This window comes from Pseudomonas sp. p21, from assembly GCF_001642705.1.
Lineage (GTDB): Bacteria > Pseudomonadota > Gammaproteobacteria > Pseudomonadales > Pseudomonadaceae > Aquipseudomonas.
On sequence record NZ_LWBV01000007.1, the window covers coordinates 118,910 to 145,213 of the forward strand.

Here is a 26,304-nt window from a genome sequence, read left to right on the forward strand (position 1 = left end):
GTCACCCGGCGCAAACAGGATGAACGCACATGAAACACGTTGAACATCTTGGCCAGGCAAGCTTCCAACGATAAGCCACGCCCTCTTCAGCCTGGAGCCCACCATGCCCTGCAAGCCCTGTTCCCCGACCCTACACAGCGGAGCCGCGCGCCTATGAAAATGCCCTGCCGCGCGCCCAATGCCTCGCTGCAACTCGATTACGTACGCGACACCCTGTTCGGCCCGGTGGCACAAAGCGTGGAGTGCCAATGCCAGCTCGCCGCCCTCAACCTGCAAGGCCGGCCGGGGCTGCGCCTGCACATCTGCCCGCCGTTGCCTGACAAGGTTGACCGTGCCCACAGCGTGGCCTTTGTCTGGGACGGGCGCAGCTACCACGGTGTGGTCCGCGACCAGGGAAAATGCGGTGATGGCGGCCTGAACCTGCTGCTGGAGCTGCAGTGAGGCGATCAATGAGTGTGCCTGAGCATGGTCAGTGCCGCACAACTGGCGGATAGATGCGCCCGGCCAGCCTGGGCTGAGCAGGGCGCGGTGGGCGCGCTCAGGCAATCGCCTTGAGCGGCGCCGGGTGGCTGTCACGCAGCGCGTGCAGCTGCCCGACCAGGTTGACCAGGTCACGGCAACTGTTGAGGCTTTGCAGCGGGACCCCGCTCAGGGTCACGCCCTCATCGAGACTCTGGCCCTGACCCAGGCGGATGGTCAGGTTGGCGCCGTCCGGGCAGCTGACTTCACAACGGTCGGGCAGGCAGGCCTGCTCGATCATCTGCCGCATTTCTAGCATCGAAACTCCTATCAACGACATGGTACGACCCTCTCTGTGGGATGGCCTGTTGTGTGAGTACGCCTTTGTCAGGCGAGGCGCCAATTGATATTGCGCATGCCCGGGCAGGCGTCCATGCGCCGGGGCAATGATCGTGCGGGGAATCCTCTAGCACCTTAGTGGAAGATCGCTTGCGCAGGCGGAGGGTTCGAACGCAACGGCAGACTTAACGACGAGCGGTCCCGGCAGGCCCCAGCGATGCCCACAGGTGCTGGGCCGCATAGGCCCGCCACGGTCGCCAGGCCAGGGCTCTATGCGCCAGTTGGGCGTCATCGCCTTCGAGCAAGCGCAACGCCTTGACCAGCGCCACGTCGCCCAGCGGCAAGGCATCGGCCGCGCCGGCCTGACGCAGCGCCAGGTAGTGCGCGCTCCAGGGGCCGATACCCTTGAGTTCGCACAGCTTGCGTAGCAGGTCGTCCAGCACCTGCCCGCTGCGTAGCAGCCGGGGCTCGGCCAGTAAGGCACTGGCCAGCGTGCCCAGGGTGGCAGCGCGTGCCCGCGGCATGCCCATGCCGTCGAACTGCGCAGCCGCCAATACCGGCAGCGCCGGGAACACGTGGCTCAGGCCCGGTGCAGGCCGGCGCAGGGCCACGCCGTGGCGTTGCACCAGGCGGCCGGCCAAGGTCATTGCCCCAGCCACACTGACCTGCTGGCCCAGCACAGTGCGCATAGCCTGCTCGCAGGCGTCCCAGCCTTGTGGCACGCGCAGGCCTGGACGCTGCTGTATCAGGCAGGCCATCAGCGGATCGCGGGACAGTTCGGCATTGATGCGCGCGGGGTCGGCATCGAGGTCGAAGACCCGCCTCAGCCTGGCGATAAGGCCGGGTAGCGCAAGCGCCGGGACGCCTTCAAGGCGGACCCGCAGGTGCTGGCTGCCCGAAGGCGTCGCGTGCAGCACGGCGTGGCGACCGGCAACCACCAGGGTACGGCGGTAGGTGCCATCGAAGCAGGTCTCGATGCCGGGGATGCAGCGTGCAGCAAGGAAGGCCAGGGTCGAGGGCCAGTGGTAAGGAGCACGGTAGCGCAGCCACAGGGTGTGGTGGCCGGGGGTGGGCAATGATCGGCGCACGGCGTGCAAAGGCGTTAGCTTGGGCATGGCTGCATCATGCCAGCAAATCCAATGCCTGTACCGGCCCTGTCGCCGGCAAGCCAGCGCTCATAGAACTGCACATGACTCATTGAATTAGCAGGGACCCTGTGGGAGCGGCTTTAGCCGCGAACACCGGCGCAGCCGGTGCCATGCACCGCGTTGGACTCTTCGCGGCTAAAGCCGCTCCCACAGGGTACGAGGATCGCTTGCAAATTCAGTTATCTGTGCGACAGGGCCGGACAAGCCATTCAATCAACCAGGATCAATGTGCAGCACCGTCCCGCGCATCCTGCATCTGCCCGAACCGCCCGGCATGGAAATCGTCGAACGACTCGGCAATCTCTGCCTGGCTGTTCATCACGAACGGGCCATAACCCACGATCGGCTCGTCGATCGGCTCACCGCTGAGCAGCAGCAGGCTGGCACCTTCCAGCGCTTCGACGGCAACATCCTCACCGCCCCGGTCAAGCAGCACCAGGCTGGATGGCCCGGCTTCGCGCTCGCCGTTGATCCGCACATTGCCGCGCAACACCACCAGCGCCGCATTGCGCCCGGCGGCCACCGGCAACTGCAAGGTTGCACCGGCATTCAGGCGCAGGTCCCAGACATCCATGGCGGTAAAGGTCCGCGCCGGCCCCGAGTGGCCACGATAGTCACCTGCAATCACCCGCAGACTACCGCCCTCGCCGTCCAGGGTCGCCACCGGGATGTCTTCGGCCAGCAACGTCTGGTAGCCAGCCGCTGCGCGCTTGTCCCGCGCAGGCAGGTTGACCCACAGCTGTACCATCTCCAGCGTACCACCACTGCGGGCAAAACCTGGGGAATGGAACTCTTCATGGATGATACCGTTGGCAGCCGTCATCCACTGCACGTCACCGGGGCCGATCAAGCCACCAGCGCCGGTGGAGTCACGGTGCTCCAGCTCGCCCTGGTAAACGATGGTCACGGTCTCGAAACCGCGGTGCGGATGCTGGCCAACGCCGCGCCGCGCACTGGTCGGGGTGAAGTCGTGAGGGCCGGCATGGTCCAGCAGCAGGAACGGGCTGATCTTGCTGGCCAGGTTGTCGTAGGTGAACAGGCTGCGCACCGGGAAACCATCACCTACCCAGTGGGCGTGAGGGCTGCGGTGAATACCCAGAATCTTTTTCATGAGAAGGCTCCTCTCTTGGTTGAGATAACCTTATCAATGACGCCAATCAGCCGGTAGCTGGCTGGTTTGGCATTCATCGTTCCACTGATGGAACAATTAGCCTTGCAAGAAACCGAGCACCTGTTCGGCAGCCGTGGCCGGGTCCTCCTGCATGAAGCAGTGCCCGCCGGCGACCTGCTGCGCGGTCACATTGTGGTTGAGCGCCGCCAGGCGGTTCACCGAATGGGGCACGAAGGGGTAGGTGTGCTCGCCATACAGCACCCGCGTGGGCGTGCGGATCGCCGTAAGGCTTGCCCACATGCGCTTGGGGAACGAACTGAAGATTTCCACTTCGCGGCTGGGTCGGCACTTGAGCACCACCGCTTCGCCACAGTCGCCAATGGCATGCTCGATGTAGGCCCGCAGCGCCGCATCGGTCCAACCCTTGAAGATCCCCCGCCCCTGCAGCGAAGCCAGGGCTGCCTCGCGGTCAGGCCAGTGGCTGCGACGGCTGGCGGCCTTGCGCGCCAGGGCATGACGCTGGTGCAAGCCGACCAGGGCTGCAACCCCCATTACACCCAGCATGCTCCGGCTGAACAGTACCGGGTCCAGCAGCACCGCACGCCTGAACAGTTGCGGTTCACTGGCCAGGATCAGGCCGGTCAGTACGCCACCGAAGCTGTGGCCCACGGCAAAGCGCGGCACGTCGCCATACTCGCCTCGTCCGGCTTCGAAAGCGTCCACTGCCAACGCAGCGGTACGGTTCCAGCCACGAAACACTCCGCCATGGTCACTGTCACCATGGCCCTGGACATCGCTGAGCCACAGGTCGAAATGCTCGCCCAGGCGCATCAGCAACGGTTGGTAGGCCAGGCAGCAGAAGCCGTTGCCGTGCAGAAAGTGCAGCAGCGGCTTGCCACTGGCCGGGGTTCGCCAACCACGCAGGGTGAAGCCTTCGGCGCATTCGTGGGACCAGGGAATCAACTGCATCGGCTTACTGTACTCGCAGGTCAGGAAAACGCCGATTCTACAAACAGCAGCGGGTACAGTGAAATCACCAGTAACAAGGCCATCAGGACATTGAACAGCATCAGCCAGCGCGGGTTCTGCAACAGGTTGCGCAGGGCACTGCCGAACATCACCCACACCCCCACGCTGGGCAGGTTGACCAAGGCGAACAAGGCGGCAATGACAATGACGTTGGTCACATAGCCTTGCGCCGGCGTGTAGGTGGTGATTGCCCCCACTGCCATCACCCAGGCCTTGGGGTTGACCCACTGGAAGGCCGCCGCCCCCCAGAAGCCCAGCGGTTTGCGGGCACTGGACGAGGCTGTTCCGACCGGCCCGGAGGTGGCGATCTTCCAGGCCAGGTACAACAGGTAGGTGGCCCCGGTGTAGCGCAGTACCGTGTACAGTGCCGGCCAGGCCTTGAACACCTCGCCCAGGCCCAGGCCGACAGCCAGCACCATCACCATGAACCCGATGCTGATACCCATGGCATGGGGGATCGAGCGACGCACGCCGAAGTTCACCCCCGAGGCCAGCAGCATGGTGTTGTTGGGGCCAGGCGTGATGGAAGATACAAAGGCAAACAGCACGAAGGCGGTCAGCAGGTCGGCAGAGGCAAGCATGGCAGGCATTCCACATTCGTTATGGGTGCTGTCACACTAACGGAGTCGCCCTCCTCTGCGACCGGTACAGTTCTACTAAATTGTGTAGATACACATCGCTGTACCGCTACCACCAGACCAAGGAAGCCGTCACCATGAGCCTCACCATTCGCCCTGCCGTACGCGCCGATGCCGAGCAGATCCTGGCCTTCATTACCGAGCTGGCCGAGTACGAACGCGCCCGCCACGAGGTGATCGCGAGCGTTGCCGATATCGAAAACAGCCTGTTTGGCGAGGGCAGCACCGTACACAGCCTGATTTGCGAACGCGATGGCCAGGCCATCGGCTTTGCCGTGTACTTCTATAGCTACTCGACCTGGCTCGGGCGCAACGGCATCTACCTGGAAGACCTGTACATCACCCCTGAGCAACGCGGCGACGGCGCCGGGCGACAGTTGCTGCAACACATTGCCCGCGAGGCAGTTGCGAATAATTGCGGGCGGCTGGAATGGAGCGTGCTGGACTGGAACGAACCGGCGATCGGCTTCTACCAGAAGCTGGGGGCCGAGGCGCAGGATGAGTGGGTGCGCTACCGGCTGGATGGGGACAAGCTGGCTGCGTTTGCCCGGGGATAACCGGGGGCGCTTGCGTCCGGTTTCCGGTCAAACCCGCTCTCCTGGAACTGCGCATCACTCGGCAGGGACACTGTGGGAGCGGCTTCAGCCGCGAACACCGGCGCAGCCGGTGCCATGCACCGCGTTGGATTCTTCGCGGCTGAAGCCGCTCCCACAGGATGCCCGGAGCCCCCGCAAACTCAATTCTGGCAATTGACGCCAGCCCCGCCCCATGCTCTCCTTATGCCTCGCGTTCAGGTGCCCCCAATGGGGGTGAAACGGGAAACCGGTGCGTCGCAGGCCCTCCAGCAGGGCCGGACAAGGCCGGTGCTGCCCCCGCAACGGTAAGCGAGCGAAGCGTCTGTGCCACTGTGCCCGGTCACCGGGCATGGGAAGGTGACGCCTTCCAGGAGCCTGGCTCCTCCTCGCAAGCCCGGAGACCGGCCTGGCGTTCATGAACACCCCGCGGTGGGCGGGCGCTGTTGCATTCCCCTGGGCCGCCACGCTCGGGGCTGCCGCGCTTGCCCATTGCCCACAAAAAGCAGAGGAACGCGTCATGCCCGTCACCAGCGCCAAGCAACATAGCATCACCACCCCCGTCACCCTCAGCCAGCGTGTCGTCATCGCCGTGGGCGCCAGCCTGCTGGGCCTGTGCCTGGTGTACTTCGCCGGCTTCTCGCACATCGAGGCCGTGCACAACGCCGCCCACGACACCCGCCACAGCGCCGCCTTCCCCTGCCACTGAGTACGCCCGATGATCACACGCATTGCCCGTACCGCGGGCTTCAGCGGGCTACTGGCGGCCTTGCTGCTGACCCTGCTGCAAAGCTTCTGGGTCGCCCCGCTCATTCTCGAGGCAGAAACCTACGAGTCCGCGGCTCCGGCCGCCCAGCACGAACATGCTGGTGAAGTGGCCGCCCATGAACACAGCGCCGAAGCCTGGTCGCCGGAAGACGGCTGGCAGCGGGTGCTGTCCACCACCGGCGGCAACCTGGTGGTCGCGGTTGGCTTCGCCCTGATCCTCACCGCCCTTTACAACCTGCGCGAACCAAAGCGTGCCGGCACCGGTGCGTTGTGGGGCCTGGCCGGCTTCGTCGTGTTCTGCCTGGCCCCGACCCTGGGCCTGCCGCCGGAACTGCCAGGTACTGCAGCCGCCGACCTGGGACAACGCCAAGCCTGGTGGGTCGGCACCGCCAGTGCCACTGCGCTGGGCCTGGCCCTGCTGGTCTTCGCCCGCCACTGGTTGCTGAAGGCGCTGGGTGCCGTGCTGCTGGTCATTCCCCATGTAATCGGTGCACCGCAACCCGAGGTGCACGAGAGCCTGGCCCCTGCCGCACTGGAAACCCAGTTCAAAGTGGCCTCCTGGCTGACCAACGCGGCCTTCTGGCTGGCCCTGGGCCTGCTCAGCGCATGGCTGTTCCGGCGCTCCAGCAAGGCCTGATGCCAGCCTTTTACGCCGGCTTCGGCTGCCGCCGGGGTTGCCCGGCGGATACGCTGGAAGCCTTGCTACACCAGGCCCTGGACAACCAGGGCCTGGCGTTGGCCGACCTGCACGGCATCGCCAGCATCAGCCTGAAGGCCGACGAAGCCGGCTTGCAGCAGTTGGCCGAACGCCTCGACGTGCCCTTGGTGTTGTACGATACCGCGCAGTTGCAACCCTACGAACACCAACTCAGCCACCGCTCCGCCGCAGCCCATGCCCACAGCGGCTGCTGGGGCGTGGCCGAGAGTGCGGCACTGGCCCTGGCCAGTCAGCGGCTTGGCACGGCCAGTTTGCTGCTGACGCGCCAGGTATTGGGCCCGGCCACCCTCGCCCTGGCCTGTTGAACGTTTCACCCCCTCTTTCTTGCAAGGACTTTCCATGACGGTCTACTTCATCGGCGCCGGCCCCGGCGACCCGGAACTGATCACGGTCAAGGGCCAAAGGCTGATCCGCCAGTGCCCGGTGATCATCTATGCCGGTTCGCTGGTGCCGGCCGCCGTGCTCGAGGGCCACCAGGCCGAGACCGTGATCAACAGTGCCGAACTGCACCTGGAACAGATCATTGCCGCCATGCGCAGCGCGCATGAGCAGGGCCAGGATGTGGCCCGGGTACACAGTGGCGACCCCAGCCTGTACGGCGCCATCGGTGAGCAGATCCGCCACCTTCAGGCGCTGGGCATCGATTACCAGATCATCCCCGGAGTCACTGCCACGGCGGCCAGCGCCGCCCTGCTCGGCTGCGAACTGACGCTGCCGCAGGTAGCGCAGACCGTTATCCTCACCCGCTATGGCGACAGTTCGCCAATGCCGCCCGGCGAACAACTGGGTGACCTGGCGCGCCACGGCAGCACCCTGGCGATTCACCTGGGGGTCAAGCACCTGTCGCGTATCGTCGATGAACTGTTGCCGCACTACGGCGCGCACTGCCCGGTGGCGGTGGTGCATCGCGCCACCTGGCCGGACCAGGACTGGGTGCGCGGCACCCTCGGCGATATCGTCGAACGCGTCACGGCCAAGGACTTCCGGCGCACGGCGTTGATCCTGGTGGGCCACGTACTGGGCGATGCACCGTTTGCCGAATCGTCCTTGTACCGCGCGGGGCACGCCCACCTGTATCGCCCTGGCGACTGAGCATTGCCAGCTTCGCCGCGGGCGTAGCAGACTCCAGGTTCCCGCCTGCAAACAGGAGTCATGCCCATGCTGGACCTACGCCCCAACTGCGAGTGCTGCGATACCGACCTGCCGGGTGACAGCCCCGACGCGCTGATCTGCTCCTTCGAATGCACCTTCTGCCGCACCTGCGCCGAGACCCGTTTCCAGGGCCGCTGCCCGAACTGCACCGGCCAGTTGGTGGCACGCCCGACACGGGTTGGCCGGGCGCTGGCCAACAACCCCGCCTCGACCCAGCGCGTGACCAAATCGCACTCCGCCTGCGCTTGACCGACCTCAAAAAACAGACATTGCCGCTTTGGTAGGGTGATGTCTTTCCCCATTTTTGTAGGACTTTTCAACAAAAAGTGCGGGGACTTTCAACACTTCTATACTCGGCATTACCAAATTTCGGGAATGGTCGTATCGTGCAGCGCTTCCGATAACCCCACTTGCAGACGTATTCCTGAGTGATCCAGGAAGCGGACCACACCCCGACAGGAGTTTTCCTCATGACTACCGTGCTGATCGTCGACGACCACCCCATCGTCCGGCTGTCCTTGTGCATGTTGCTCGAACGCGAGCGCTTCCATGTCGTCGGCGAGGTCGGCAATGGTAGCGAGGTGGCGCAGGTGGCCCGCGAACTGCGCCCGGACGTGGTCATTCTCGACATCGGCCTGCCCGGCCTGGACGGCATGGAAGTGATCAAGCGCCTGCAATGCCTGGAGCCAGTCCCAAAGATCATGGTGCTGACCGGCCAGGCCACCGATCTGTATGTGCGGCGCTGCCTGGATGCCGGCATCGGCGCTTTCGTCACCAAGGAAGAAGATCACGAGGCGTTGCTGTTCGCCCTCAAGGCCTTGGTCAAGGGCTACTCGACCTTCCCGCAGATGTCGGTCAACAGCAACTCGCTGGAAAGCGAGCCGGTGCGCCTGGCCAGCCTGTCCAACCGGGAAATGGAAGTGCTGCGGCGTTTGGCGCGCGGCGAGAACAACAAGAATATCGGCACCTGCATGAACCTCAGTGCCAAGACCATCAGCACCTACCGGGGCCGCATCATGGAGAAGCTCAAGACCGAATCGCTGGTTGAAATGGTCGACCTGGCCAAGCGCAACAGCGTTTACTGAGCACTTGACGGCGATGAAGCGCCTGCTGGCAAGCGCCCTTCTGGCCATCGGCCTGGCCGGTCCCGGCGCGCTGCTCGCCAACAGCGAACCCCGCCAGTTGCTGGCCCGCTCGGTCAGCGCCGCCGCCCCGCTCGCGCTGTCCCACGAAGAGCGGCAATGGCTAAAGCAACGCCAGCACCTGGTGCTGGGCAGTTCGCGGCCCGACTACCCGCCGCTCGAAATCAACGTCAGCCAGCGCGACTACGAAGGCCTGAGCGCCGACTACGCAGGCATCATTGCCGAACAGCTGGGCATCCCCATCGAAGTGCGACGCTACGACAGCCGCCACGAAGCCATAGCTGCCCTACGCGAGGGCCGTATCGACCTGCTGGGCAGCTCCAACGCCTTCGAGGCGGCGGATGCACAGCTCATCCTCAGTGCGACCTATGCCGACGACCTGCCGGTCATCGTCACCCCGAGGGGCACAGCCTGAAGAACACGCCCGACCTTGCCGGCCTGCGCCTGGCCATGGTCGATCATTACCTGCCCGCCAGTAGCGTCCGCTCCCTGTACCCCAAGGCGCAATTGAGCCTGTATCGCTCGACCCTGGCCGGGCTGGCCGCCGTCGAACTGGGCGAGGCCGATGCCTACCTGGGCGATGCCATCAGTACCGACTTCGCGATTGGCAAGAGTTACCAGGGCACACTGAAGATCGACCATTTCTGCCAGGTCGCCCCCGGGGCGTTTGCCTTTGCCCTGGCCAGTGACAACCCGGGCCTGCGCCAACTGGTCGACAAGGCGCTGGCGCGCATCAGCGAAAGCGAACGCCTGAACATCCTGCGCCGCTGGAGCAGTGGCAACACCAGCCTGCTGCTGCAGCGCCACGTCACCGCCCTGAGCGCAGAAGAAGAAGCCTGGATCGCTGCCAACCCCAGCATCAGCGTACTGGTCAACACATCGCTTGCGCCGCTGACCTTCAACGACGCCCAGCACCGCCCCAGCGGCATTACCCTCGACCTGCTCAAGCAGATCTCGCTGCGTACGGGGCTGCATTTCAAGCCGGTCGAAAGCCCTTCGGCTCAGGCAATGGTCGAGCGCCTGGCACGCGGCGATGCGCAGATGATCGGCGCATTGGGCTACGGCACGGACCGTTCGAAACAACTGCGCTATACCCGCCCCTACCTGGTCAGCCCGCGGGTGCTGGTAACCCGCGGCGACAACGCATCACCGGCGCAGACCAAGGCGCTGGATGGCCAGCGCATCGCCCTGGTGCGCGGCTCGCCGCAACAGGCCCTGCTGCAACAACGCTACCCGCAGGCCAGGATGGTCGAAGTGGACAACCCGCTCGGCCTGATGGAAGCCGTGGCCAACGGTGCCGCCGACGTCGCCCTGAGCAGCCATATCAATGCTGCCTACTACATCAGCCATGTGTTCAAGGACCGCCTGCGCATCGCCAGTGTGCTCGACGACGACCCGGCCGTCGCCGCCTTCGCCGTGGCCGCGGGCCAACCCCAGCTGCAGGCAATCCTCGACAAGGCACTACTGAGCATTCCACCCGAAGAGCTGGACCAGCTGATCAACCGCTGGCGCACCAGTACCTTGGTCAGTGACAGCCCCTGGCGTGACTACCGCACCCTGGCCCTGCAGGTGCTGGTGCTGTCGGCCTTGCTGCTGGCCGGGGTAGTGTTCTGGAACAGCTACCTGCGCAAGTTGATCAACCAGCGCACCGAGGCCCAGCACGCGCTGCAAGCCCAGTTGGCGCTGAGCCGCGGCCTGCTCGAACAACTGCGCCAGGCCAAGGACGACGCCGAACAGGCCAGCCAGACCAAAAGTACCTTCCTGGCCACCATGAGCCATGAAATCCGTACCCCGATGAATGCCGTGATCGGCCTGCTGGAGTTGGCCCTGGAAGACAGCCGCGGCGGCCGTTGCGACACCCAGACCCTGCAGACCGCCCATGATTCGGCCATCGGCCTGCTTGAACTGATTGGCGATATTCTCGACATTTCCCGCATCGAATCCGGGCACATTACCCTGCAGCCGGTGCCCACCAACCTGGTCGAACTGGTACGTGCCACCGTGCGGGTGTTCGAAGGCAATGCAAGGGCCAAAGGCCTGCATTTGCACAGCGAACTGCCCGTTGCACCGGTCTGGGTGCTGGCTGATCCGCTGCGGCTCAAGCAGGTTTTGTCCAACCTGATCAGCAACGCCATCAAGTTCACCGATCGCGGCGAAGTCCACGCCAGCCTGCTGCTGCCCACGCCCCCCGACAACGACCACCTGGCAGTGGAACTGAATGTGCGAGACACCGGCATCGGCATCAGCCCGGCCGACCAGGCCCGGCTGTTCAATACCTTCGTCCAGGCCGACGGCCCCCGGGCACGCCAGGGCGCTGGCCTGGGACTGGTCATCAGCCGCACCTTGGCCGAGCTGATGGGCGGCAACTTGAGCTTGCAGAGCGTCGAAGGCGTTGGCACCAAGGTGCAGGTCAGCCTGCAACTGCCCGCCTGCGCAGCACCGGAGCAGGTCCAACAGCACGCCCCGACGCTGGAAAGCAGCAGCGGACCGCTGAACATACTGGTGGTCGACGACTACCCCGCCAACCTGCTGCTGCTGGAGCGGCAACTGCAGACCTTGGGGCACCGCGTGACGTTGGCGGAAAACGGCGAAATCGCGCTGGCGCGCTGGCAGGCAGCGCGCTTTGACCTGGTGATCACCGATTGCAGCATGCCGGTCATGGATGGCCACGAGCTGACCCGCCGCATCCGCAACCTCGAGGGCGAGCGCGGCCTGGCGGCATGCCGGATTCTCGGCGTCACCGCCAACGCCCAGGCCGAGGAGCGTGCCCGCTGCCTGGCCAGCGGCATGGACGAATGCCTGTTCAAACCGATTGGCCTGCGCACGCTCAAGACCCACCTGCCCCAGGCGCGTGCCCGGCAACAGCCGCCGGCGCGGCCCGGCAGCGGCTTCAACCTGAGCGAACTGCGCCACCTGACCCAGGACGACGAACAACTGATTCGGCATTTGCTGGAACAGCTGTCGCAAAGCATCAGCGAAGACCTGGGCACCTTGCGTGCACTGGCGGCGGACGCCCCCGGTGAGGCGGTGCGCGCACTGGCTCACCGGATCAAGGGTGGGGCGAAGATGCTCAGGGTGCGCACACTGGTCAAGGATTGCGAAGCCATCGAACAGGCCCACGGCCAAGGCCTGTCGACGGCTGACTTGCGCCTGCAATTACAAGCCAGCCTGGAGGCCTTGCTGGACGAGCTGGGCGATGCGCTCAGTGCAATTGCAGCGTCGAACTGATCTGGCTGATGGCGTCCACCACGTGCCGTGAACCCTGCTGGATTTCCATGATCACTGTGCCAGCCTCGTTGGCCAGCGCCACACCATGATCGGTGCGCTTCAGGCTCGACTGCATGCTGGCCACGGCCAACAGCGACAGGTCTTGGTTCTGCCGCACCACGTCGACGATTTCCAGGGTGGCCTTGCTGGTTCGCGCCGCCAGGCTGCGCACCTCGTCGGCCACCACGGCAAAACCACGCCCGTGCTCGCCGGCGCGGGCCGCCTCGATGGCCGCGTTCAAAGCCAGCAGGTTGGTCTGGTCGGCAATGCCACGGATGGTCAGCACGATCTGCCCGATCACATCCGACTGCTTGCTCACCGCATCGATGCTGCGTGCAGCATCGTTGAGCTCATGGGAAATCTGCTCGATCACCTGCACCGCCTGCTGCACAACCTCGGTACCCTTGCGCGCGCAGGCATCGGTCTGCACCGAACTGGCATGGGCAGCATCGGCGGCGCTTTGCTGGGTGCTGACCTGGCGGGTGATGTCGCTGGCGAACTTCACCACCTTGTACAAGCGGCCCTTGCTGTCGAAGATCGGGTTGTAGGAAGCCTCCAGGTAGACCGTCCGGCCATGTTTATCGATGCGTTCGAAACGGTGCGAATGGTATTCGCCACGGTTGAGCGAAGCCCAGAACTCGCGGTATTCGGCCGATTCGCGCTCATGCGCCAGGCAGAACAGCCCGTGATGGCGGCCGACCACCTCGTCCAGGCGATAGCCCATGGTATCGAGGAAGTTCTGGTTGGCCTTGATCACCCGGCCCTGCGGGGTGAATTCGATCACCGCCATGGAGCGGCTGATGGCCTTGAGCAGGCTTTCGCTCTCGTGCTCCTCCATCACCCGCTGGCTGATGTCGGATGCCACCTTGATCACGCTGCTAACCTGGCGCTTTTCATCCAGTACCGGCATGTAGCTGGCTTCCAGCCAGACTTCGCGGCCGGCCTTGTCAATGCGCTCGAAGGTACCGCTGATGGCCTTGCCCTGCCCCAGTTCGCGCCACAGTTGCTGGTATTCGGCGCTTTTCGCGTAGTCGGGGTCGCAGAACAGCCGGTGGTGCTTGCCGCGTAACTCGTCCGCGCTGTAGCCCATGGCCTGGCAAAAGCGCTCATTGGCATCGAGGATTGTGCCGTCTGGGGCGAACTCGATCATTGCCATGGAGCGGCTGATCGCCGCCAGCTTGGCCTGCAAGCTGGCCAAGGCCTGATGACTGCGCTGGATCTCGACCAGATCGGACTTGCGGTGGAAATCGAACATCCTGTCTATGCTCCCGTTGCCACCAACGAAACCCTCGGTTTCTGGCGATCCTTAGATTCAAGATACTCCAAATCGCTGCATTGTCCAGCGGGCCAGTGGTAGTATCCGCACAGATTTTCATACCACCTTGAACAGCGGATACTCACAGTGCCCCACAGCGTAAAACAGCAGGCCAACAGCGATGCTGCTGCCCGTGGTATCACCACCCCCGGCAAGTACACCGAGGGTTCGGTGCCCGGTGTCTTCCTCCATGTCACAGAGACGGCCAAGGTCTGGCGACTCCGGTACCGGCTGCATGGTGTCGGTGGCCTCTTCACCATAGGCAAGTTTCCTGATATCGGCCACGCCCGGGCCTGTCAGCTGGGGCAGGAAGCGCGCACGCTGGTTGCCGAAGGTATCAAGCCACTGACTGCCAAGAAGGAGCGCATCGCAGCCCAACTGGAAAAGGAGCAATGGACATTTCAGCGTGTCGCGGATCTTTGGTTGATCTACAAGTCGAAGAAGGCCGCCAAGACGCAGGCTGGCTACCGCTCCGTGCTGAACAACCATATCCTGCCCCGCTTTGGCGACATGCAGGTCGACCGCCTGCAGTACATGCAGGTGCGCGACCTGATACTGGGCCTTGCCCAATACCCGACCATGGCCAAGAAGGCACACAGTGTGGTCCGGGAAATCCTCGACTACGCCATTGACCTCGGCGTGCTCAAGGAGAACATCGCTGACCGTCGTATCAAACTGGTCGACATACCAAAGACAGTCCACCACGCCGCCATCGAGAACCCCGACGACCTCAAGGAGTTCATCCGCCGCCTGAATGACACGAACAGCAGCACTATCGTCTCGGGTCTTTGGCTGATGGTGCTGCTGGCAGTCCGCTCCAATGAACTGGTGCAGATGCGCTGGGAACAACTCGACCTGGACAAGGGTGAATGGCGCTACCACATGTCAAAGACGAATAAGGACCACATCGTGTTCCTGCCGACGCAGGCGGTGGGCCAGTTGAACCTACTCAAGGAACGGCAACAGGCACGCCGGATAGCACAGGTGCCGACCCCTTTCGGCAGCGGTGGCCGTACCCCCGTCGAACCTGTGCTGACAGGCTGGGTCTTGCCTTCCAGCCAAAAGGCCGGGCGTCCCATCGCTTCAATATCCCTGCTACGCCAGATCCGTGCGATGGGCTACAAACATGGCGAGCTTACTACCCACGGCTTCCGGGCGACATTCAACATACTGGGCGAGGAAGAACTAGGCATTCGCCAAGCCGTACTTGATGCCTGCCTAGGGCACAAGCGAAAGGATACCGGGAGCCTTGGGACTGCCTATGCCCGGGCCAAGCTGCTGGCACAACGGCGGGAGGCCATGCAGAAGTGGGCGGACTACATTGAGGACCTTTGGTTTGAAGTGGTCAACGGCATCTCCAGAGCGCAGGCCGAAGCACCGCTGCCCTCCCTCGATACCCCACTGCCGAGGACTTGAAATCGGGGTTCTTGGGTCTTTGGAAATGATGGCACTTCCAGAGAGCGCAGGTGCGACAACCAGAAAAAGTTACTAGTTTTTCAGTGGGCAGAACTAGTAACCGAGGCAGTGACGAGCTGTAAAGCTAAAATTAAAGTCGATATATATCGATAAATGTGGTTCCTAGTTCTTAGGTTTTGGGCACAGGTTATGAGGCGGGCTATGAACCTAGTAACCTTCTGAGAGGCCTTAGCACAGTGGTTACGTGGCTTGGTTCTTAGGTTATTAGTTTTTTATAAGATATAGGGGGGGTGTAAAAGGAAGGAGTATACCCCGATACGCATAGCCGTATAACGCTGTGCAGCAGCCCGGCGTCGGCAGAATAGGCCAGAACCTAGGAACCTGACTAAAACTAGGAACCTGACGCGCCATCATTGGCCATGTGCCATGTATGTATTTTCGTACAGTATTGGCCATTCGCCGCTATGCCGTCCTTGGCTTCTGAGAGTCACAATCAACCCTTTAACGCTCGTTGAACTGTGCTGACGCCAATGCCCAGCTTCTGCGCGATAGCCCGTATCGACATGCCTGAGTCACGCAGTTCCATAATCGCAGCGTTACCCTTGGCTGCAGTGCGCCGCTCATAGACCCCTGCCTCTTTGGCCTTGGCGATACCTTCGGCCTGACGCTCGCGGATGATTGCCCGCTCAAACTGTGCAACCGCGCCCATCATGCTCAGCATCAAATCCTGCATCGGGTCTGTCTGGCCGGTGAACGTCAGATTCTCTTTGTGGAATCGCAGGATCACCCCTTTGCCCCTGAACTCTTCGACCAGCCCCAGCAGATCGCTCAGGGAGCGCGCTAGGCGGTCGATGCTATGCACATGCAGGGTATCACCAGCTCGCAACGAACGACGCAGCAAGGCCAGCTCTGGGCGCTCCACGGTGCTGCCGCTCACCTTGTCGGTGAATACCTGGTCGAGTGTCACGCCGTCGAGCTGACGAGCAGTGTTCTGGTCGGTCGAACTGACCCGGATATAGCCAATGTCCATGCTGTTCACCTATGTATTCATAAGTCTAGACATAGACAGCATCACCCTAAAACCGTGGCGCAGCAAGCTTGGAGCGCAGGCACCTGTGTTCATTCCGACTAGTGGTCATGAGTGTACTTGTGAATACACTGAGTCAATCACCCCTGAGCACCCGAATACCTTGCTCGATGCCCTCGGCGTTAGCGTCCAGCGTTTGCAGGGCAATCATCACGCTATCGCAAGCGGGGACAGAGCCTCGCTGCTTGATCCACAGCGCCAGTTCCTCAATGCCTGCGCGCAGGGCTTGCTGGTTAAGCAGGATCAGTTCGAGGGTATCTGCAGTTACTGTCGCTTTGTCCATGATTGCTCCGGGTCAATGGCTATCGGTCAAGCGTAGCGTCAGGCCGCCAGAAAATGCGCCCCTGCCGGGCTGGAAAGTCGGCCGTGGTAGGGGTGTGTCGTCCTTTGCGTGATCGTTGAAACGTAATACTAGGGGTAAGTCCCCACGGAAATTTTCCAAGAATTTCGGCCTAAAACCTGTGCCCCTTGCACCGACGCCAATGTGCGATGCCCCTCCCCCTTAAAAATCCCCTCAAAATCCCATCATAAAATCCTTAAATTTTAATTTTCCGTATAAATCTAAACGGTAACTCATAAACGCAAACTTAAAATTCCCAGGCTAAAACAGCAACTTGTGCCAATAACCAGTTAAAAGAACGCAAACGGTACCGGGATAAATTGTCTCGGTAACTCTAACCCGCTGCCCGCAAAAGAATTTTTACGCCGAGTCGTCTACATGCAATAAACATGCCGCTCGTCGGAAAGTTATTGTATAGACAACCAACTTACAATAACGTTAGTTCATTAGCGGAACATCCGGGGGGATGCGCCAATGAACTCCAAGTCCAGTACGACAGCCGTCACTACCAGCCAGTTGGCCGACTTGTGCGCCGTCACCCCCGCTGCCATCCGCCACCACACCGAACTGCCCCGCATCCCTGTGCATGGCCCAGCCCCGGGTCGACCTGAGCACGCCATTGCATTGGCTGCCCTCGCACAGTTCGCCTTCGACCAGACCGCCCACCTCACAGAAGCCGAAGTCCGTCTGCGTCTGGCGCTGGCCGGCCGCACTGAACCCCGCCGCCTGCGCAGTAAGCACGGCAAGGTCGGCCCGTTCTACCTGACACCCAATCCAGACGGCACCTACCAGATGCGCCCACTGCTGTGCCCCAACGACCTCACCTTCGACGAACAGCTGGACCTCAAAGCCGCCATCACCACGGAGCAGCAACCATGAATCTTCCAACCTCGATGACCACGGGCCTGATCGGCCAACCGACCGAAACCCCCGACCTGAGCCAACTGGCCATCGGCATGCAACAGCTGCTGATCGAAGGCCACTACAAAGTCATTCGTTCGCTGGAGCGTGAACTTGTGCTGATGCAGCTCATGGCACTGGAAGAACGCGACAACGGCGGGTTCACCACCCATTGATTACCAGCCGCCGCGCTGGTGGAGTAAGGAGAAATGCCCGGTATTGCAGACTATTTCAGTGCCGAGAACGTCGGCAGTCTGATGCAGGACCCCCGCCTTTTGATGGGCCTCCAATTGCTGGCGCAAGGTCGCCAAGGCAGTTCCAGTCAGGCCATTGGCCAAGCGGGTGGACGAGCTGTGCAGATGTACGGCGAGCAGAAGCGCCAGCAGGAACTTGGCGACTACCGCCGCCAGATGATCGAGGCCCAGCAGGCCGACCAGCAACTGCGCCAACAAGCTGCTCAAGCCAAGGCACAGCAGCAAGCCGAGTACCGCGCCCGCCTCCAAGACCCCGCCTTCCTCGCAAGCCTCAGCCCCCTCGCACGTCAAATGGCCCAGCTTGGTGTGGACCCATCCGAACTGATCCGCGCCACCAACAGCGACAACATGCAACAGCATCGCCAAGCCTCGCTGGCTCAGCAGAGCGCCCAGTTCAACGAACGTGAAGCACGCATCGGCGCCAACACTGGATCGTCCAGCCCGCGCATGCCCACGCAGCGTCAGGTGCTGGACCAGCCCCTTGGTGACGGGATGATGCAGCGCCATGTGCTCAACCCGCAGACCGGCCAATATGAGGTCTACGGAAAACCTTTCCCGCAGTACAGCCCCGGCCGCAAGTCCAAGGATGCAACCGGTGCCGACGCCGCCACTGAGGCGATCATGGGCGCCGAGGCCGAACCTGTGCCCAGCCTGCCCGGTACCGGCAACCTCCAGTCGTATGCTCCAGGTCTACAGCAAGGCCCGGTCGGTGTCCTGCCAATGTCCGCAGCCGGTGGTAACGCCGCAGCGAAACCACAGGTCCGGGTACCGAACACCCGCAAGCCAGCAGTCAGTGGTGACCTCGCCGCCGCAAAAGGCGCCGTGGCAGCGGGCAAGTCGCGGCAGGCCGTAGTCAACCGACTGATGCAGGCCGGCTACACCGCCGAGCAGATCAAGGAAGCGGGGATTTGAACCATGGCCCTTTCGTTCGACGACTTGCCGGATGAACAACCGGTAGTTGCTGCCGCCCAGCCCGCCCCCGCACCGCAAGGTGGATTGTCGTTTGACGACCTGCCCGACGAGCAGCCAACCACTGTGCCAGCCGATCAGCCATGGAACGCCAACGACATGCTGCCGGAAAGCCTGCGCCCCATCGGTCAGGCCATCGACGATTACGGCCTGTCCCTGAGCAAGGGCATGATCGGCGCCGCCGAAGGTGTCACGGGGATTGGTGACCTTCTGACTGGTGGCCGTGTATCGCCGGGACTCAATCAGCAATATGGCTATGACCCGGCAGGCCGTCGCGCAGAACTCGACCGCATGGCCACCCCACAGCATCAGCAGGCCATGCAGCACCTCGACCGCGCCCAAGGCATGGCGGGCACGCTCCAGGCACTGCGCGAAAACCCTAGCTTGATCCCGCACGCTGTTGCCGAATCCCTGCCGAGCATGGCACTGGGGGGCGTGGCTGGCCGTGGTATCGCTGCTGGTGCAAAAGCCCTTGGCGCTGCGCCGGGTATGGCGGGCGTACTGGGCGCGGGCGCTGGTGAAGGTGTTATCGCTGCCGGCCAACAGGCCAGTTCCACAGTGCAAGAAAACCAACAGAAAGGTGTAGATGGCCTGACCCTTGGCCAGTCCGGCTTGGCCCTCGCCTCTGGTATCGGTACCGGCTTACTCGGTGCCGCTGGCGCCCGCATCGGTCGCGCCCTCGGGGTCGCGGATATCGACGCGCAGCTGGCCGGCGCCAATGGCGTGGACGTAGCCAAGGGTCTGGTCAACCGGGCGCTGGTCGGCACCGGTGTCGAAAGCCTCGAAGAACTCACTCAGTCCGGCCAACAGCAGGTACTCCAGAATCTGGCGAATGACCGCCCGGTGATGGAAGGCGTATCCAAGCAGATGACCGTAGGTGGCATCGTCGGTGGTGCCATGGGTGGCGCTGCCGGTCTGCGCCGGCCAACTATGAACACTCCAGCAGAACAGCCACAAGTGGCAGCGCAACAGCCCGAGGCTATGGCCACCCCAGCACCGGCACCCCCACCAATCCCACCACTCGCACCACAGCCGGCGCCAACTGTGCCGAAAGTGCCGTTCGCTGGGTCCACCAATGTGCGTCCACTGTTCGAGTCGATGGGTCTGAGCCAAGACCAAATGGACAGCAGCCTTGCCCTGCTGGCGGACGATGAGCCGGATATTGAAGCCGCACGCCGAGGCACCATCAGCTGGGAAGAAACCGGCCGTCTTGCTGCCCTCACCGGTACCACGGTGGAGAAGCTGCGCAAGCATCGCTTGGGCGTGGCATTCAACGCCGAAGAGCAGGTCGCGGCCACCCGCCTACTCAAAGACCAGACGATCAAGACTCTGGACCTGAGCGCCAAGATCAGCAGCGGCAACGCCACCGAACTCGAACAAGCGAACTTCCTGCAAAGCCTCAACGACCTGCGCAGTACGCAAAAAGCCGTCATGGCCAGCCGTGCCGAGATTGGTCGTGCAATGTCTGCCATGCGCGCCGACGTGACCACCATGAAACAGGCCGGCCACATGCTGGATGCCGTGGGCGGTGCTCAAGGCGTCAAGGCCATTGCCGACGCGTTGACCAATGCCTCCCGCATTGGTGGAGTGGAAGCGGCCAATAAGCTGGCCCGTCAGGCTGGCAGCGATGGTTTCTGGACCTTCTACAAATCCATGCTGCTCAGCTCGCCTGACACCCACTTCGTCAACGTCCTGTCGAACTTGGCCACCAGTGTCATGCAGGTTCCCGTCCGCGCCTTGGCCGGTGGCATCGGTGCAGCCAAACGCGCAGTAGGACTGAATGGCGAAACCCGTATCGGGGAATCCGTCTACCAGTTGGGTGGCATGCTCGAAGGTGCTATCAACGGCGCCCGTGGTGCTGTCGATTCGTGGCGCACCGGGGAAGACGCGTTCGGCGGTGAGAACAAGGCCGAGGTCTACCGCGACGATTATCCAGGTCAAAAGGTGTGGGGTGTGCCGCTGCGCATGCTCCAGTCGGAAGACCAGTTCTTCAAGTACCTGAACGATGGTATGGCCCGCTATGCCGAGGCCTACCGCATGGCCGCCAAAGAGCTAAAAGGCAAGGGCAAAGGCCCTGCAGATGTGCATAAGCGCGTACAGGAAATCATCGCCAATCCTCCCGCCGAGCTTGTACAGGCTGGTGAGGACGCGGCCCTGTTCCACACCTTCAACAACCGCGCCGGGGAAATCACTCAGGCCGTGAACCGCCTGCGCCACGCGATCCCTTATGGCGCAGGATCCTTGGTAATCCCGTTCCTAAAGACCCCTATGAATCTGGTCACCTACGCGGTTAAGCACAGCCCCGCCGCGCCGATCTTCAAGCAGGTTCGGCAAGACCTGAAAACCGGTGGCCATAGAAGTGAAGAAGCGCTGGCGCGTATGGGTATCGGCTCCCTGCTGATGGCCCTCGGTGTCGTCGGCGCCTTGAACGGCAATGTTTCCGGCGGTGGCCCGGAAGACCCGGAAGAGCGCCGGGCATGGCTCGCCGCAGGTAACCAGCCGTACAGCCTCAAGATCAACGGGCAATGGCAGCAGTACAGCCGTATCGAGCCTATGGCCACCTTGGTCGGTATCGCCGCTGACGTGGCGCACGGCTGGGAAAAACAGGAACTTGGTCTGGCCAGCTTGATGAAAGCCATTGGCCGCAACTTCACCAGCAAGACATGGCTACAAGGCCTGTCCGGTGTGATGCAGGCCATGACTGACCCCGACCGTTACGGCGGCAGCTGGATCAATCGCAGCGCTGCCACACTTGTGCAGCCCGCCACTGCCCTGTCCCATATCGGCCGGTACCTCGACCCGTTCCAGCGCGAAACCGACCGCGACAGCTTCACCGACCAACTCGCCTACCGCCTGCCCGGCCTGCGCGAATCGCTGCCCATCAAGCGCGACCAGTTCGGCGCACCACTGATGGAGCCACAGCGCCAGATCGGCCGCGCTGGCCCTATCCCATCCACTGTGCCAAGTGATGACCCGCTACGCGTGGAAGCTGACCGCCTTGGCTGGGCACCGCAGGCCATGAGAAGCACCTACCATGTGGCATCCAAGGTCCAAGGCCAGCGCGGTGAAAGGTTCGAGCTGGCCACGGAACAGCTGAACGAACTGAGCGAACTGGCCAACAGCCGGATGCACGCCGAGGCCAGCGCACTGCTGCGCTCCAGGCTCTGGCAATCCATGGACGATGACGAGCGCGTAGAGGCTCTGGACAAGATCATGAAGACCGCACGCAGCAGCGCAAAAAAGGCCTTCACCCCGCACCTACGCAATGGCAGCCGGGGCCTTATCGACTTGTACCGCAAGCAGACGGCCACCATGGCCAGAGGTAGGAAATGAACCCTGAAATTGAAGCTGCGCAAGCAGCTGTGCAAGCCGCCCGGGCACAGGTGGTCGAGCTGGAAAACGTACAGCGCTATGTAACCGACGCACTGCCGAAAGCCCAGCAGGCCCTTGAAGCGGCCGTGGCCAAGCTGCGCCGGCTGACCCAAGCAGACGGCAGCGCCGACCAACTGTGCCGCCAACACGAAATCGACCGGCTCAATGCCGCCATCAAAGAGGCCCGCAATCATGCGTGATACTGAACTGGACACCCTGCGCCGTGACGCAGAACTCCACAACTTGGACACCAGCCGCGTGCGCATCACTCCAGATGACGGCGCCTATCTGGTCACCTTCCCGCGCCCCCTGATCGCGCTTGGCCCGTGGGCTGAACATGTGCAACCAGCCGGCGCCGTTCGCTGCCGTACCGCAGCACAGGCCGAGGAAACCATGCTGCGCGGTCTGCTCAAGTTGAGCATTGCCGAGCGCCAACGGGTTCGGTGCGGCTTTGTAGTCGGCTGGGACTCACTCAGGATCAACCGCTGCCCGCTGTCCGACGATGAACTCGACGCGTACCGGCTGCGCATTGGCCACGCAGCGAAAGTGGCCCAGCTGCAGGAAGAGCTGACCGAGGCCTTGGCCGCACAGGCACGTCGCGAAGCTGCCGAACGTGGCGCCGCCGACCTGAGCGCACGCCATGGCCTGACCATACCAACTGTGCAATCCACTGAGCATCCGTCCCTGCCATTGTCTGGCAAGAAACGTCCGCGCACCCAGCGCAAAGAGGTGAACAATCATGAGTGACATTGAAAACGAAAACGGTTTTGACCTTGGCGCCATGGTCACCGAAATGACTGACAGTGCCGGCGTGGCCGATGATGTTGGCCCCGGGGACGCGGTCCCCAGCGCCATTGCCGACGACGTAGAGGACTACGCCGAGCACGACCAGCGCCAGCACGGACACTTGGCCGAACAGGCCGAGGAAGACGACAGCGAGCAGGTCGACGACCAACCCCAAGGCAAGGGCCAACGTCATGTGCCCCTTGGTGCCCTGCAGGAAGAGCGTCGCGCACGTCAGGCCGCACAGGAACAGGTACGCCAGATGCAGGCGCAGATGGCAGCCCAGCAAGCGCAGATGCAACAGTTCCAGCAATGGCAGGCGCAACAGCAGGCAGCCCAGCAACAGGCGCAGATTCCGACGTTCGAAGAGGACCCCCAAGGTCACGTAGAAGCACGGTTGCAGCAGATCGAGCAGGCCCAGCAAGCCGATGTGCAGCGCCGGCAGTTCGAGCAGGCCAGCGCGCATGTAGACCAGCAGATGCGACAGGCTGCGCCCATTGTCATGCAGATCGAAGCCGAGTTCACCGCGCAGCATCCTGATTATGGTCAGGCCTATGCGCACCTGGACAGAGAAGTGACGGCGCTTATCCAGCAGCAGCGCCCGGGCGCCACGCCGGAGCAGCACGCCTTCGCTAAAAATATCGCCATGCTGGGATTCATCCAACACTGTGCAGACAACAACCTGAACCCGGCCCAGTTGCTCTACAACAAGGCACAGGAACTTGGCTACCAGAGTGCGCACCGTACGCCAAATGGCCAGATCAAGCAGGCACCGACCAGCCTGTCCAATCTGCCAGCGGGTGGTCGGGCACCAGACGAACAGGGCGCCATTTCGGCAAGCCGGATCGCATCCATGAGCAATGATGAGTTCGACAAAATGTTCGAGGCCATGCGCCGCAGCTCTGGCGAAGGCCAGTTCGGGTTCTGACCATGGACAGTCCAATCATCCCCACCCGACGAGCCACACGCGGCGACCGGATCATGCAGGGCCTCGCAGCCCTGCAGCGTGATGTCGAGTTAGGCCGGAACGAGACGCTGAAACGCCAGCGCCGAGCTGTGTTGCGCGGCATGCGTGCCGGCATATGGGCTGACGGTCAGGGACTGACGATTGACGAGGTGGTGCAGGGGCTGAGGGCCGAGCTGTTCGGCTGGCCACTCAGGATGCTGCCGGTCCATGACGATGACGACGAACTGTGCCAGTCGGATGGGGAGTGAGGGCTTCTGGCACAGGTGGCAGGGATGCCCTTATTAACCTTCGTAGTACCTCTTAAATTCATAGGTGTCCGTGGCCTCGTCTAACTCATAGACGAAGGACTGATGCCTTACTACGCCGACCCTATCATAATAAGTGATAGTAGCTCTGCCATTACGCGGGCTTTCGTTATCGTTGAAATTGAAAGAGTAGCTTTCCTGTCCTCCAGACCTCATATCCAAAAGACGCAAACCTACTCCAGGGATTTCTGGCTCAAAAGTCATAACCAGATCGGTGGCGTCGGCGCCATTGTTACGGACAATAATTGTGTTTCTAACCAACCCCGAAACGTAGGATGCGTAGCCGGACTCAATTGAAAAAATCGCCCTGAGTGCCTCGTCCCGCTCGTCTATTTGCATTTGTAACGTGGCCCGCTGTGCCTCCATCTGCTCTAGCGCCGCTGTCGCCATAGTTGACTGATGCTGAACTGATCGCTTGAGTTCACCGGCTTGGTCCTCCAGAGCCTTAGTGCTCAATCTCAGTTCATCACCTTGCTGCAGGAAACCCAGGACCAGCCATAGGAACGCAACCGGGCCGAAGGCACCGGCTAGGAAGTCGCCCACTTCGTTCAAAGGCATATCGCCAAGGGTGCCGATGCGGCCCCACGTTAGCGCAGTGATGCCAACCAGATAGACAAGCGTGAGTGCACCGCCAATCTCCACCATGTGCTGTCGCAGGTGCCATTCTGGCTCCTTACGCTTACTGGCAATGCGTGCTCCTATCCCCACAACCGCGACGGCTACAAACAGAAGCACAATTGCTATCGGCCAATGCACCCAACCGTCATTCGGCGGCACGCTCCAGAACACACCACCAACCGGTTCCCACAAACTCGCCATTGCAACCTCTTCGCATTATTCATGGCATATGGCCAGCGATGATAGCGGCGTCGGGGTGCGTAGGGAAATAATTGGCTGTGGCAGAGAGGCCTAGGAATGCCATTTCTTGCGCCGCCAGTGCCACCATTTGCGGGGAGGGCGCGGCGCGTGCACCTCTTTATAGCCGCCCAGCCAGTTTTCAAATTCTTTCGTCGATGGTACTAGCCCGGTCCTATAGGCAGCTTCTTCGTTAACAGTGATGATTCCGACAGGTTCATCCGACAGTTGTTTAATTTCTTTCACCAGAACTTGCCCGTGAGCCTCCAGGTCTTTGCACAGCTTGAGGGAAAAGAAAATAACCTCATCGTTATAGCTGCATACAGCATCGAGAGTGCTGCGATACTCCTTGTTGTGCCCGCCAGCAACAGCTGTGCCGAAATAAAGGTCCGCGAGCGAAAATCCTGGCGGGAGGTCTTCTTTAGAAAACCGGTCTAGGAGATTATTCCTATGATTGATAGCTTCCCCAAGCCGCGTATCGCTATCCATAAGCGCAAGGGCAGCCCGCAGGGCAAGCCCGGAACTGGATATTTTATGCATCACTAGTTGCTGCAGATCCCCTGTCGGCATAGATACATGCAAAAACTTCAGGCGGTCAATTACTAGCACCGCCTCGCCAGTACCCGCTTTAACCGCAGCGTGGAACTTTTCTCGCTCTGCCTCATACCTAACTTTGACAGGTTTGATGTACTGGCTTTTCGAGGACAATGCAGCGTTGAGGATCGCCATACCAATGGTTATGCCTGTATTCACCGCCCTGATTTCGGCAGTCAGCTCGTCTATCCGCTTGGCCTTCTTGGCGATCTTCTGTGCTGCCGAGGCGCCGACCTTCGCGCCCACTAGGGCAGTGATGAACGCGGCGGCAGCCGTCATAATGAAGGGAAACCAGTCGAACTTATCCCAAAAATCCATCGCCGGCAGCCACGATGGCGAAGCCGTAAACACACCATGCACTGGTTCCCACGAAGCCATTGCAATCCCTTCTCTCAATCCATGGCACATAGCCAGCGATGATAGCGGCGTCGAGGATAATCTTGCCAGCATGGACCGCACGCCGACCATGTGCTGAACTGACTGTGCCCACCATCGGAGCAAGCAGCCATGTCACCCGACGACATCCTGGCATTCGTTGAACGTGAGTACAGCCACCTGGTAGCAGAGCCGCGCCACAACCCTGACGGCTGGGCATTCTTCCTCGGGGCTCCGCGTCGTGGTGCTGACAGCAACCGGATTTTTCGCGCAGTACAGCACAGTGGTGGCGGCCCCACCAGGCTCAAGTTGGCAGTGACCTCCAGGCTGAAGGGCGAGCCGGTGGAGATTGATTTCACGGGGGGTAGTGCAGCGCTCCAGGCCTTGATCGACAGAGAGCTGGAGCGGTACCGAGACGGCCTCTAGTCG

At 62.1% G+C, this 26,304-nt stretch carries 28 protein-coding genes, 2 pseudogenes and 1 riboswitch; of the genes and pseudogenes, 19 read left to right on the plus strand and 11 right to left on the minus strand.

All coding sequences use genetic code 11. The features are described from left to right. Positions 1-153: 153 nt before the first annotated feature. On the plus strand, positions 154-441 hold the full coding sequence (locus tag A4C63_RS19755) for a hypothetical protein (protein ID WP_063914184.1): 288 nt from the start codon (positions 154-156) through the stop codon (positions 439-441). Between the two features lie 97 nt (positions 442-538). On the opposite strand, the gene A4C63_RS19760 is transcribed toward A4C63_RS19755, so the two are convergent. The 5 genes from A4C63_RS19760 to A4C63_RS19780 all read right to left on the minus strand — a co-directional run bounded on the left by A4C63_RS19760 (position 539) and on the right by A4C63_RS19780 (position 4,676). Next, entirely contained in the window at positions 539-799 is a 261-nt protein-coding gene (locus tag A4C63_RS19760) for a DUF1652 domain-containing protein (protein WP_063914185.1), read from the minus strand. A 184-nt stretch (positions 800-983) separates the two neighbouring features. Continuing rightward, positions 984-1,913, minus strand: coding sequence for a DNA-3-methyladenine glycosylase (locus tag A4C63_RS19765; RefSeq protein WP_063914186.1), 930 nt, complete (start codon positions 1,911-1,913; stop codon positions 984-986). Positions 1,914-2,169: 256 nt separating this feature from the next. Continuing rightward, complete coding sequence (locus tag A4C63_RS19770) at positions 2,170-3,057, minus strand: pirin family protein (protein ID WP_063914187.1); 888 nt, start codon at positions 3,055-3,057, stop codon at positions 2,170-2,172. Positions 3,058-3,153: 96 nt separating this feature from the next. Further along, positions 3,154-4,026: an alpha/beta fold hydrolase gene (locus tag A4C63_RS19775; protein ID WP_063914188.1), complete on the minus strand. Its 873-nt coding sequence runs from the start codon at positions 4,024-4,026 to the stop codon at positions 3,154-3,156. 20 nt (positions 4,027-4,046) lie between these two features. Beyond that, entirely contained in the window at positions 4,047-4,676 is a 630-nt protein-coding gene (locus A4C63_RS19780) for a LysE family translocator (protein WP_063914189.1), read from the minus strand. Between the two features lie 125 nt (positions 4,677-4,801). On the opposite strand from A4C63_RS19780, the gene A4C63_RS19785 reads away from it, so the two are divergent. The 8 genes and pseudogenes from A4C63_RS19785 (at position 4,802) to A4C63_RS19820 (ending at position 12,304) form a co-directional block, all read left to right on the plus strand. Beyond that, on the plus strand, positions 4,802-5,281 hold the full coding sequence (locus A4C63_RS19785; RefSeq protein ID WP_063914190.1) for a GNAT family N-acetyltransferase: 480 nt from the start codon (positions 4,802-4,804) through the stop codon (positions 5,279-5,281). A gap of 218 nt (positions 5,282-5,499) precedes the next feature. Beyond that, a riboswitch (cobalamin riboswitch) is annotated at positions 5,500-5,724 on the plus strand. 92 nt (positions 5,725-5,816) lie between these two features. Then, positions 5,817-6,005 carry a CbtB domain-containing protein gene (locus A4C63_RS19790; protein ID WP_025339304.1) on the plus strand — a complete coding sequence of 63 codons (189 nt, stop codon included), beginning with the start codon at positions 5,817-5,819 and terminating at the stop codon, positions 6,003-6,005. 9 nt (positions 6,006-6,014) lie between these two features. Then, complete coding sequence (locus A4C63_RS19795) at positions 6,015-6,701, plus strand: CbtA family protein (RefSeq protein WP_063914191.1); 687 nt, start codon at positions 6,015-6,017, stop codon at positions 6,699-6,701. Next, a complete protein-coding gene (locus A4C63_RS19800) occupies positions 6,701-7,087 on the plus strand; it encodes a cobalamin biosynthesis protein (protein ID WP_063914192.1) in 387 nt (128 codons plus the stop codon). Before A4C63_RS19795 ends, A4C63_RS19800 begins: the two co-directional genes overlap by 1 nt. 34 nt (positions 7,088-7,121) lie before the next feature. Next, a complete protein-coding gene (gene cobM / locus A4C63_RS19805) occupies positions 7,122-7,874 on the plus strand; it encodes a precorrin-4 C(11)-methyltransferase (RefSeq protein ID WP_063914193.1) in 753 nt (250 codons plus the stop codon). A gap of 66 nt (positions 7,875-7,940) precedes the next feature. After that, positions 7,941-8,183, plus strand: coding sequence for a DUF1272 domain-containing protein (locus A4C63_RS19810; RefSeq protein WP_063914194.1), 243 nt, complete (start codon positions 7,941-7,943; stop codon positions 8,181-8,183). A gap of 221 nt (positions 8,184-8,404) precedes the next feature. Then, the gene (locus A4C63_RS19815; RefSeq protein WP_063914195.1) at positions 8,405-9,019 is read left to right on the plus strand and encodes a response regulator transcription factor; all 615 of its coding nucleotides are present in this window, start codon (positions 8,405-8,407) and stop codon (positions 9,017-9,019) included. Between the two features lie 13 nt (positions 9,020-9,032). Next, positions 9,033-12,304 (plus strand): annotated as a pseudogene (locus tag A4C63_RS19820) (transporter substrate-binding domain-containing protein). Here A4C63_RS19820 and A4C63_RS27100 read toward each other — a convergent pair. Next, a complete protein-coding gene (locus tag A4C63_RS27100; RefSeq protein ID WP_256202958.1) occupies positions 12,279-12,773 on the minus strand; it encodes a methyl-accepting chemotaxis protein in 495 nt (164 codons plus the stop codon). The pseudogene A4C63_RS19820 and the gene A4C63_RS27100 overlap by 26 nt on opposite strands. 42 nt (positions 12,774-12,815) lie before the next feature. Next, positions 12,816-13,598, minus strand: a pseudogene (locus A4C63_RS27105) (PAS domain-containing protein); the annotation flags it as partial. Between the two features lie 147 nt (positions 13,599-13,745). On the opposite strand from A4C63_RS27105, the gene A4C63_RS19830 reads away from it, so the two are divergent. Beyond that, positions 13,746-15,074: a site-specific integrase gene (locus tag A4C63_RS19830; RefSeq protein ID WP_082888379.1), complete on the plus strand. Its 1,329-nt coding sequence runs from the start codon at positions 13,746-13,748 to the stop codon at positions 15,072-15,074. 493 nt (positions 15,075-15,567) lie between these two features. On the opposite strand, the gene A4C63_RS19835 is transcribed toward A4C63_RS19830, so the two are convergent. Beyond that, positions 15,568-16,104 (minus strand): recombinase family protein, encoded by a 537-nt coding sequence (locus A4C63_RS19835; protein ID WP_063914197.1) that lies wholly within the window; start codon positions 16,102-16,104, stop codon positions 15,568-15,570. 133 nt (positions 16,105-16,237) lie between these two features. After that, positions 16,238-16,444 carry a hypothetical protein gene (locus tag A4C63_RS19840; RefSeq protein ID WP_063914198.1) on the minus strand — a complete coding sequence of 69 codons (207 nt, stop codon included), beginning with the start codon at positions 16,442-16,444 and terminating at the stop codon, positions 16,238-16,240. Between the two features lie 531 nt (positions 16,445-16,975). On the opposite strand from A4C63_RS19840, the gene A4C63_RS19845 reads away from it, so the two are divergent. From A4C63_RS19845 to A4C63_RS19880, 8 genes are read left to right on the plus strand one after another with little or no spacing between them, the layout of a single operon-like run. Beyond that, positions 16,976-17,380: a hypothetical protein gene (locus A4C63_RS19845; protein ID WP_063914199.1), complete on the plus strand. Its 405-nt coding sequence runs from the start codon at positions 16,976-16,978 to the stop codon at positions 17,378-17,380. Beyond that, a complete protein-coding gene (locus A4C63_RS19850) occupies positions 17,377-17,577 on the plus strand; it encodes a hypothetical protein (RefSeq protein WP_156510894.1) in 201 nt (66 codons plus the stop codon). Before A4C63_RS19845 ends, A4C63_RS19850 begins: the two co-directional genes overlap by 4 nt. A 33-nt stretch (positions 17,578-17,610) precedes the next feature. After that, the gene (locus tag A4C63_RS19855; RefSeq protein WP_063914201.1) at positions 17,611-18,567 is read left to right on the plus strand and encodes a hypothetical protein; all 957 of its coding nucleotides are present in this window, start codon (positions 17,611-17,613) and stop codon (positions 18,565-18,567) included. 3 nt (positions 18,568-18,570) lie between these two features. Continuing rightward, positions 18,571-21,957, plus strand: coding sequence for a hypothetical protein (locus A4C63_RS19860; protein WP_063914202.1), 3,387 nt, complete (start codon positions 18,571-18,573; stop codon positions 21,955-21,957). After that, positions 21,954-22,196, plus strand: a complete 243-nt coding sequence (locus A4C63_RS19865; protein WP_063914203.1) for a hypothetical protein — start codon at positions 21,954-21,956, stop codon at positions 22,194-22,196. Before A4C63_RS19860 ends, A4C63_RS19865 begins: the two co-directional genes overlap by 4 nt. Next, positions 22,189-22,743, plus strand: a complete 555-nt coding sequence (locus tag A4C63_RS19870; RefSeq protein WP_063914204.1) for a hypothetical protein — start codon at positions 22,189-22,191, stop codon at positions 22,741-22,743. Before A4C63_RS19865 ends, A4C63_RS19870 begins: the two co-directional genes overlap by 8 nt. Next, positions 22,736-23,707, plus strand: coding sequence for a hypothetical protein (locus A4C63_RS19875; protein WP_063914205.1), 972 nt, complete (start codon positions 22,736-22,738; stop codon positions 23,705-23,707). The genes A4C63_RS19870 and A4C63_RS19875 overlap by 8 nt, the downstream gene beginning before the upstream one ends. Positions 23,708-23,709: 2 nt before the next feature. Further along, positions 23,710-23,994 (plus strand): hypothetical protein, encoded by a 285-nt coding sequence (locus A4C63_RS19880; protein WP_063914206.1) that lies wholly within the window; start codon positions 23,710-23,712, stop codon positions 23,992-23,994. A gap of 33 nt (positions 23,995-24,027) precedes the next feature. On the opposite strand, the gene A4C63_RS26630 is transcribed toward A4C63_RS19880, so the two are convergent. Together A4C63_RS26630 and A4C63_RS19890 are read right to left on the minus strand one after the other, a co-directional pair. Continuing rightward, complete coding sequence (locus A4C63_RS26630; RefSeq protein WP_063914207.1) at positions 24,028-24,870, minus strand: hypothetical protein; 843 nt, start codon at positions 24,868-24,870, stop codon at positions 24,028-24,030. 90 nt (positions 24,871-24,960) lie between these two features. Beyond that, positions 24,961-25,878, minus strand: a complete 918-nt coding sequence (locus A4C63_RS19890; RefSeq protein WP_156510895.1) for a hypothetical protein — start codon at positions 25,876-25,878, stop codon at positions 24,961-24,963. Positions 25,879-26,007: 129 nt separating this feature from the next. Here A4C63_RS19890 and A4C63_RS19895 point away from each other — a divergent pair, with 129 nt between their 5' ends. Continuing rightward, positions 26,008-26,301: a hypothetical protein gene (locus A4C63_RS19895; protein WP_063914209.1), complete on the plus strand. Its 294-nt coding sequence runs from the start codon at positions 26,008-26,010 to the stop codon at positions 26,299-26,301. Positions 26,302-26,304 lie beyond the last annotated feature (3 nt).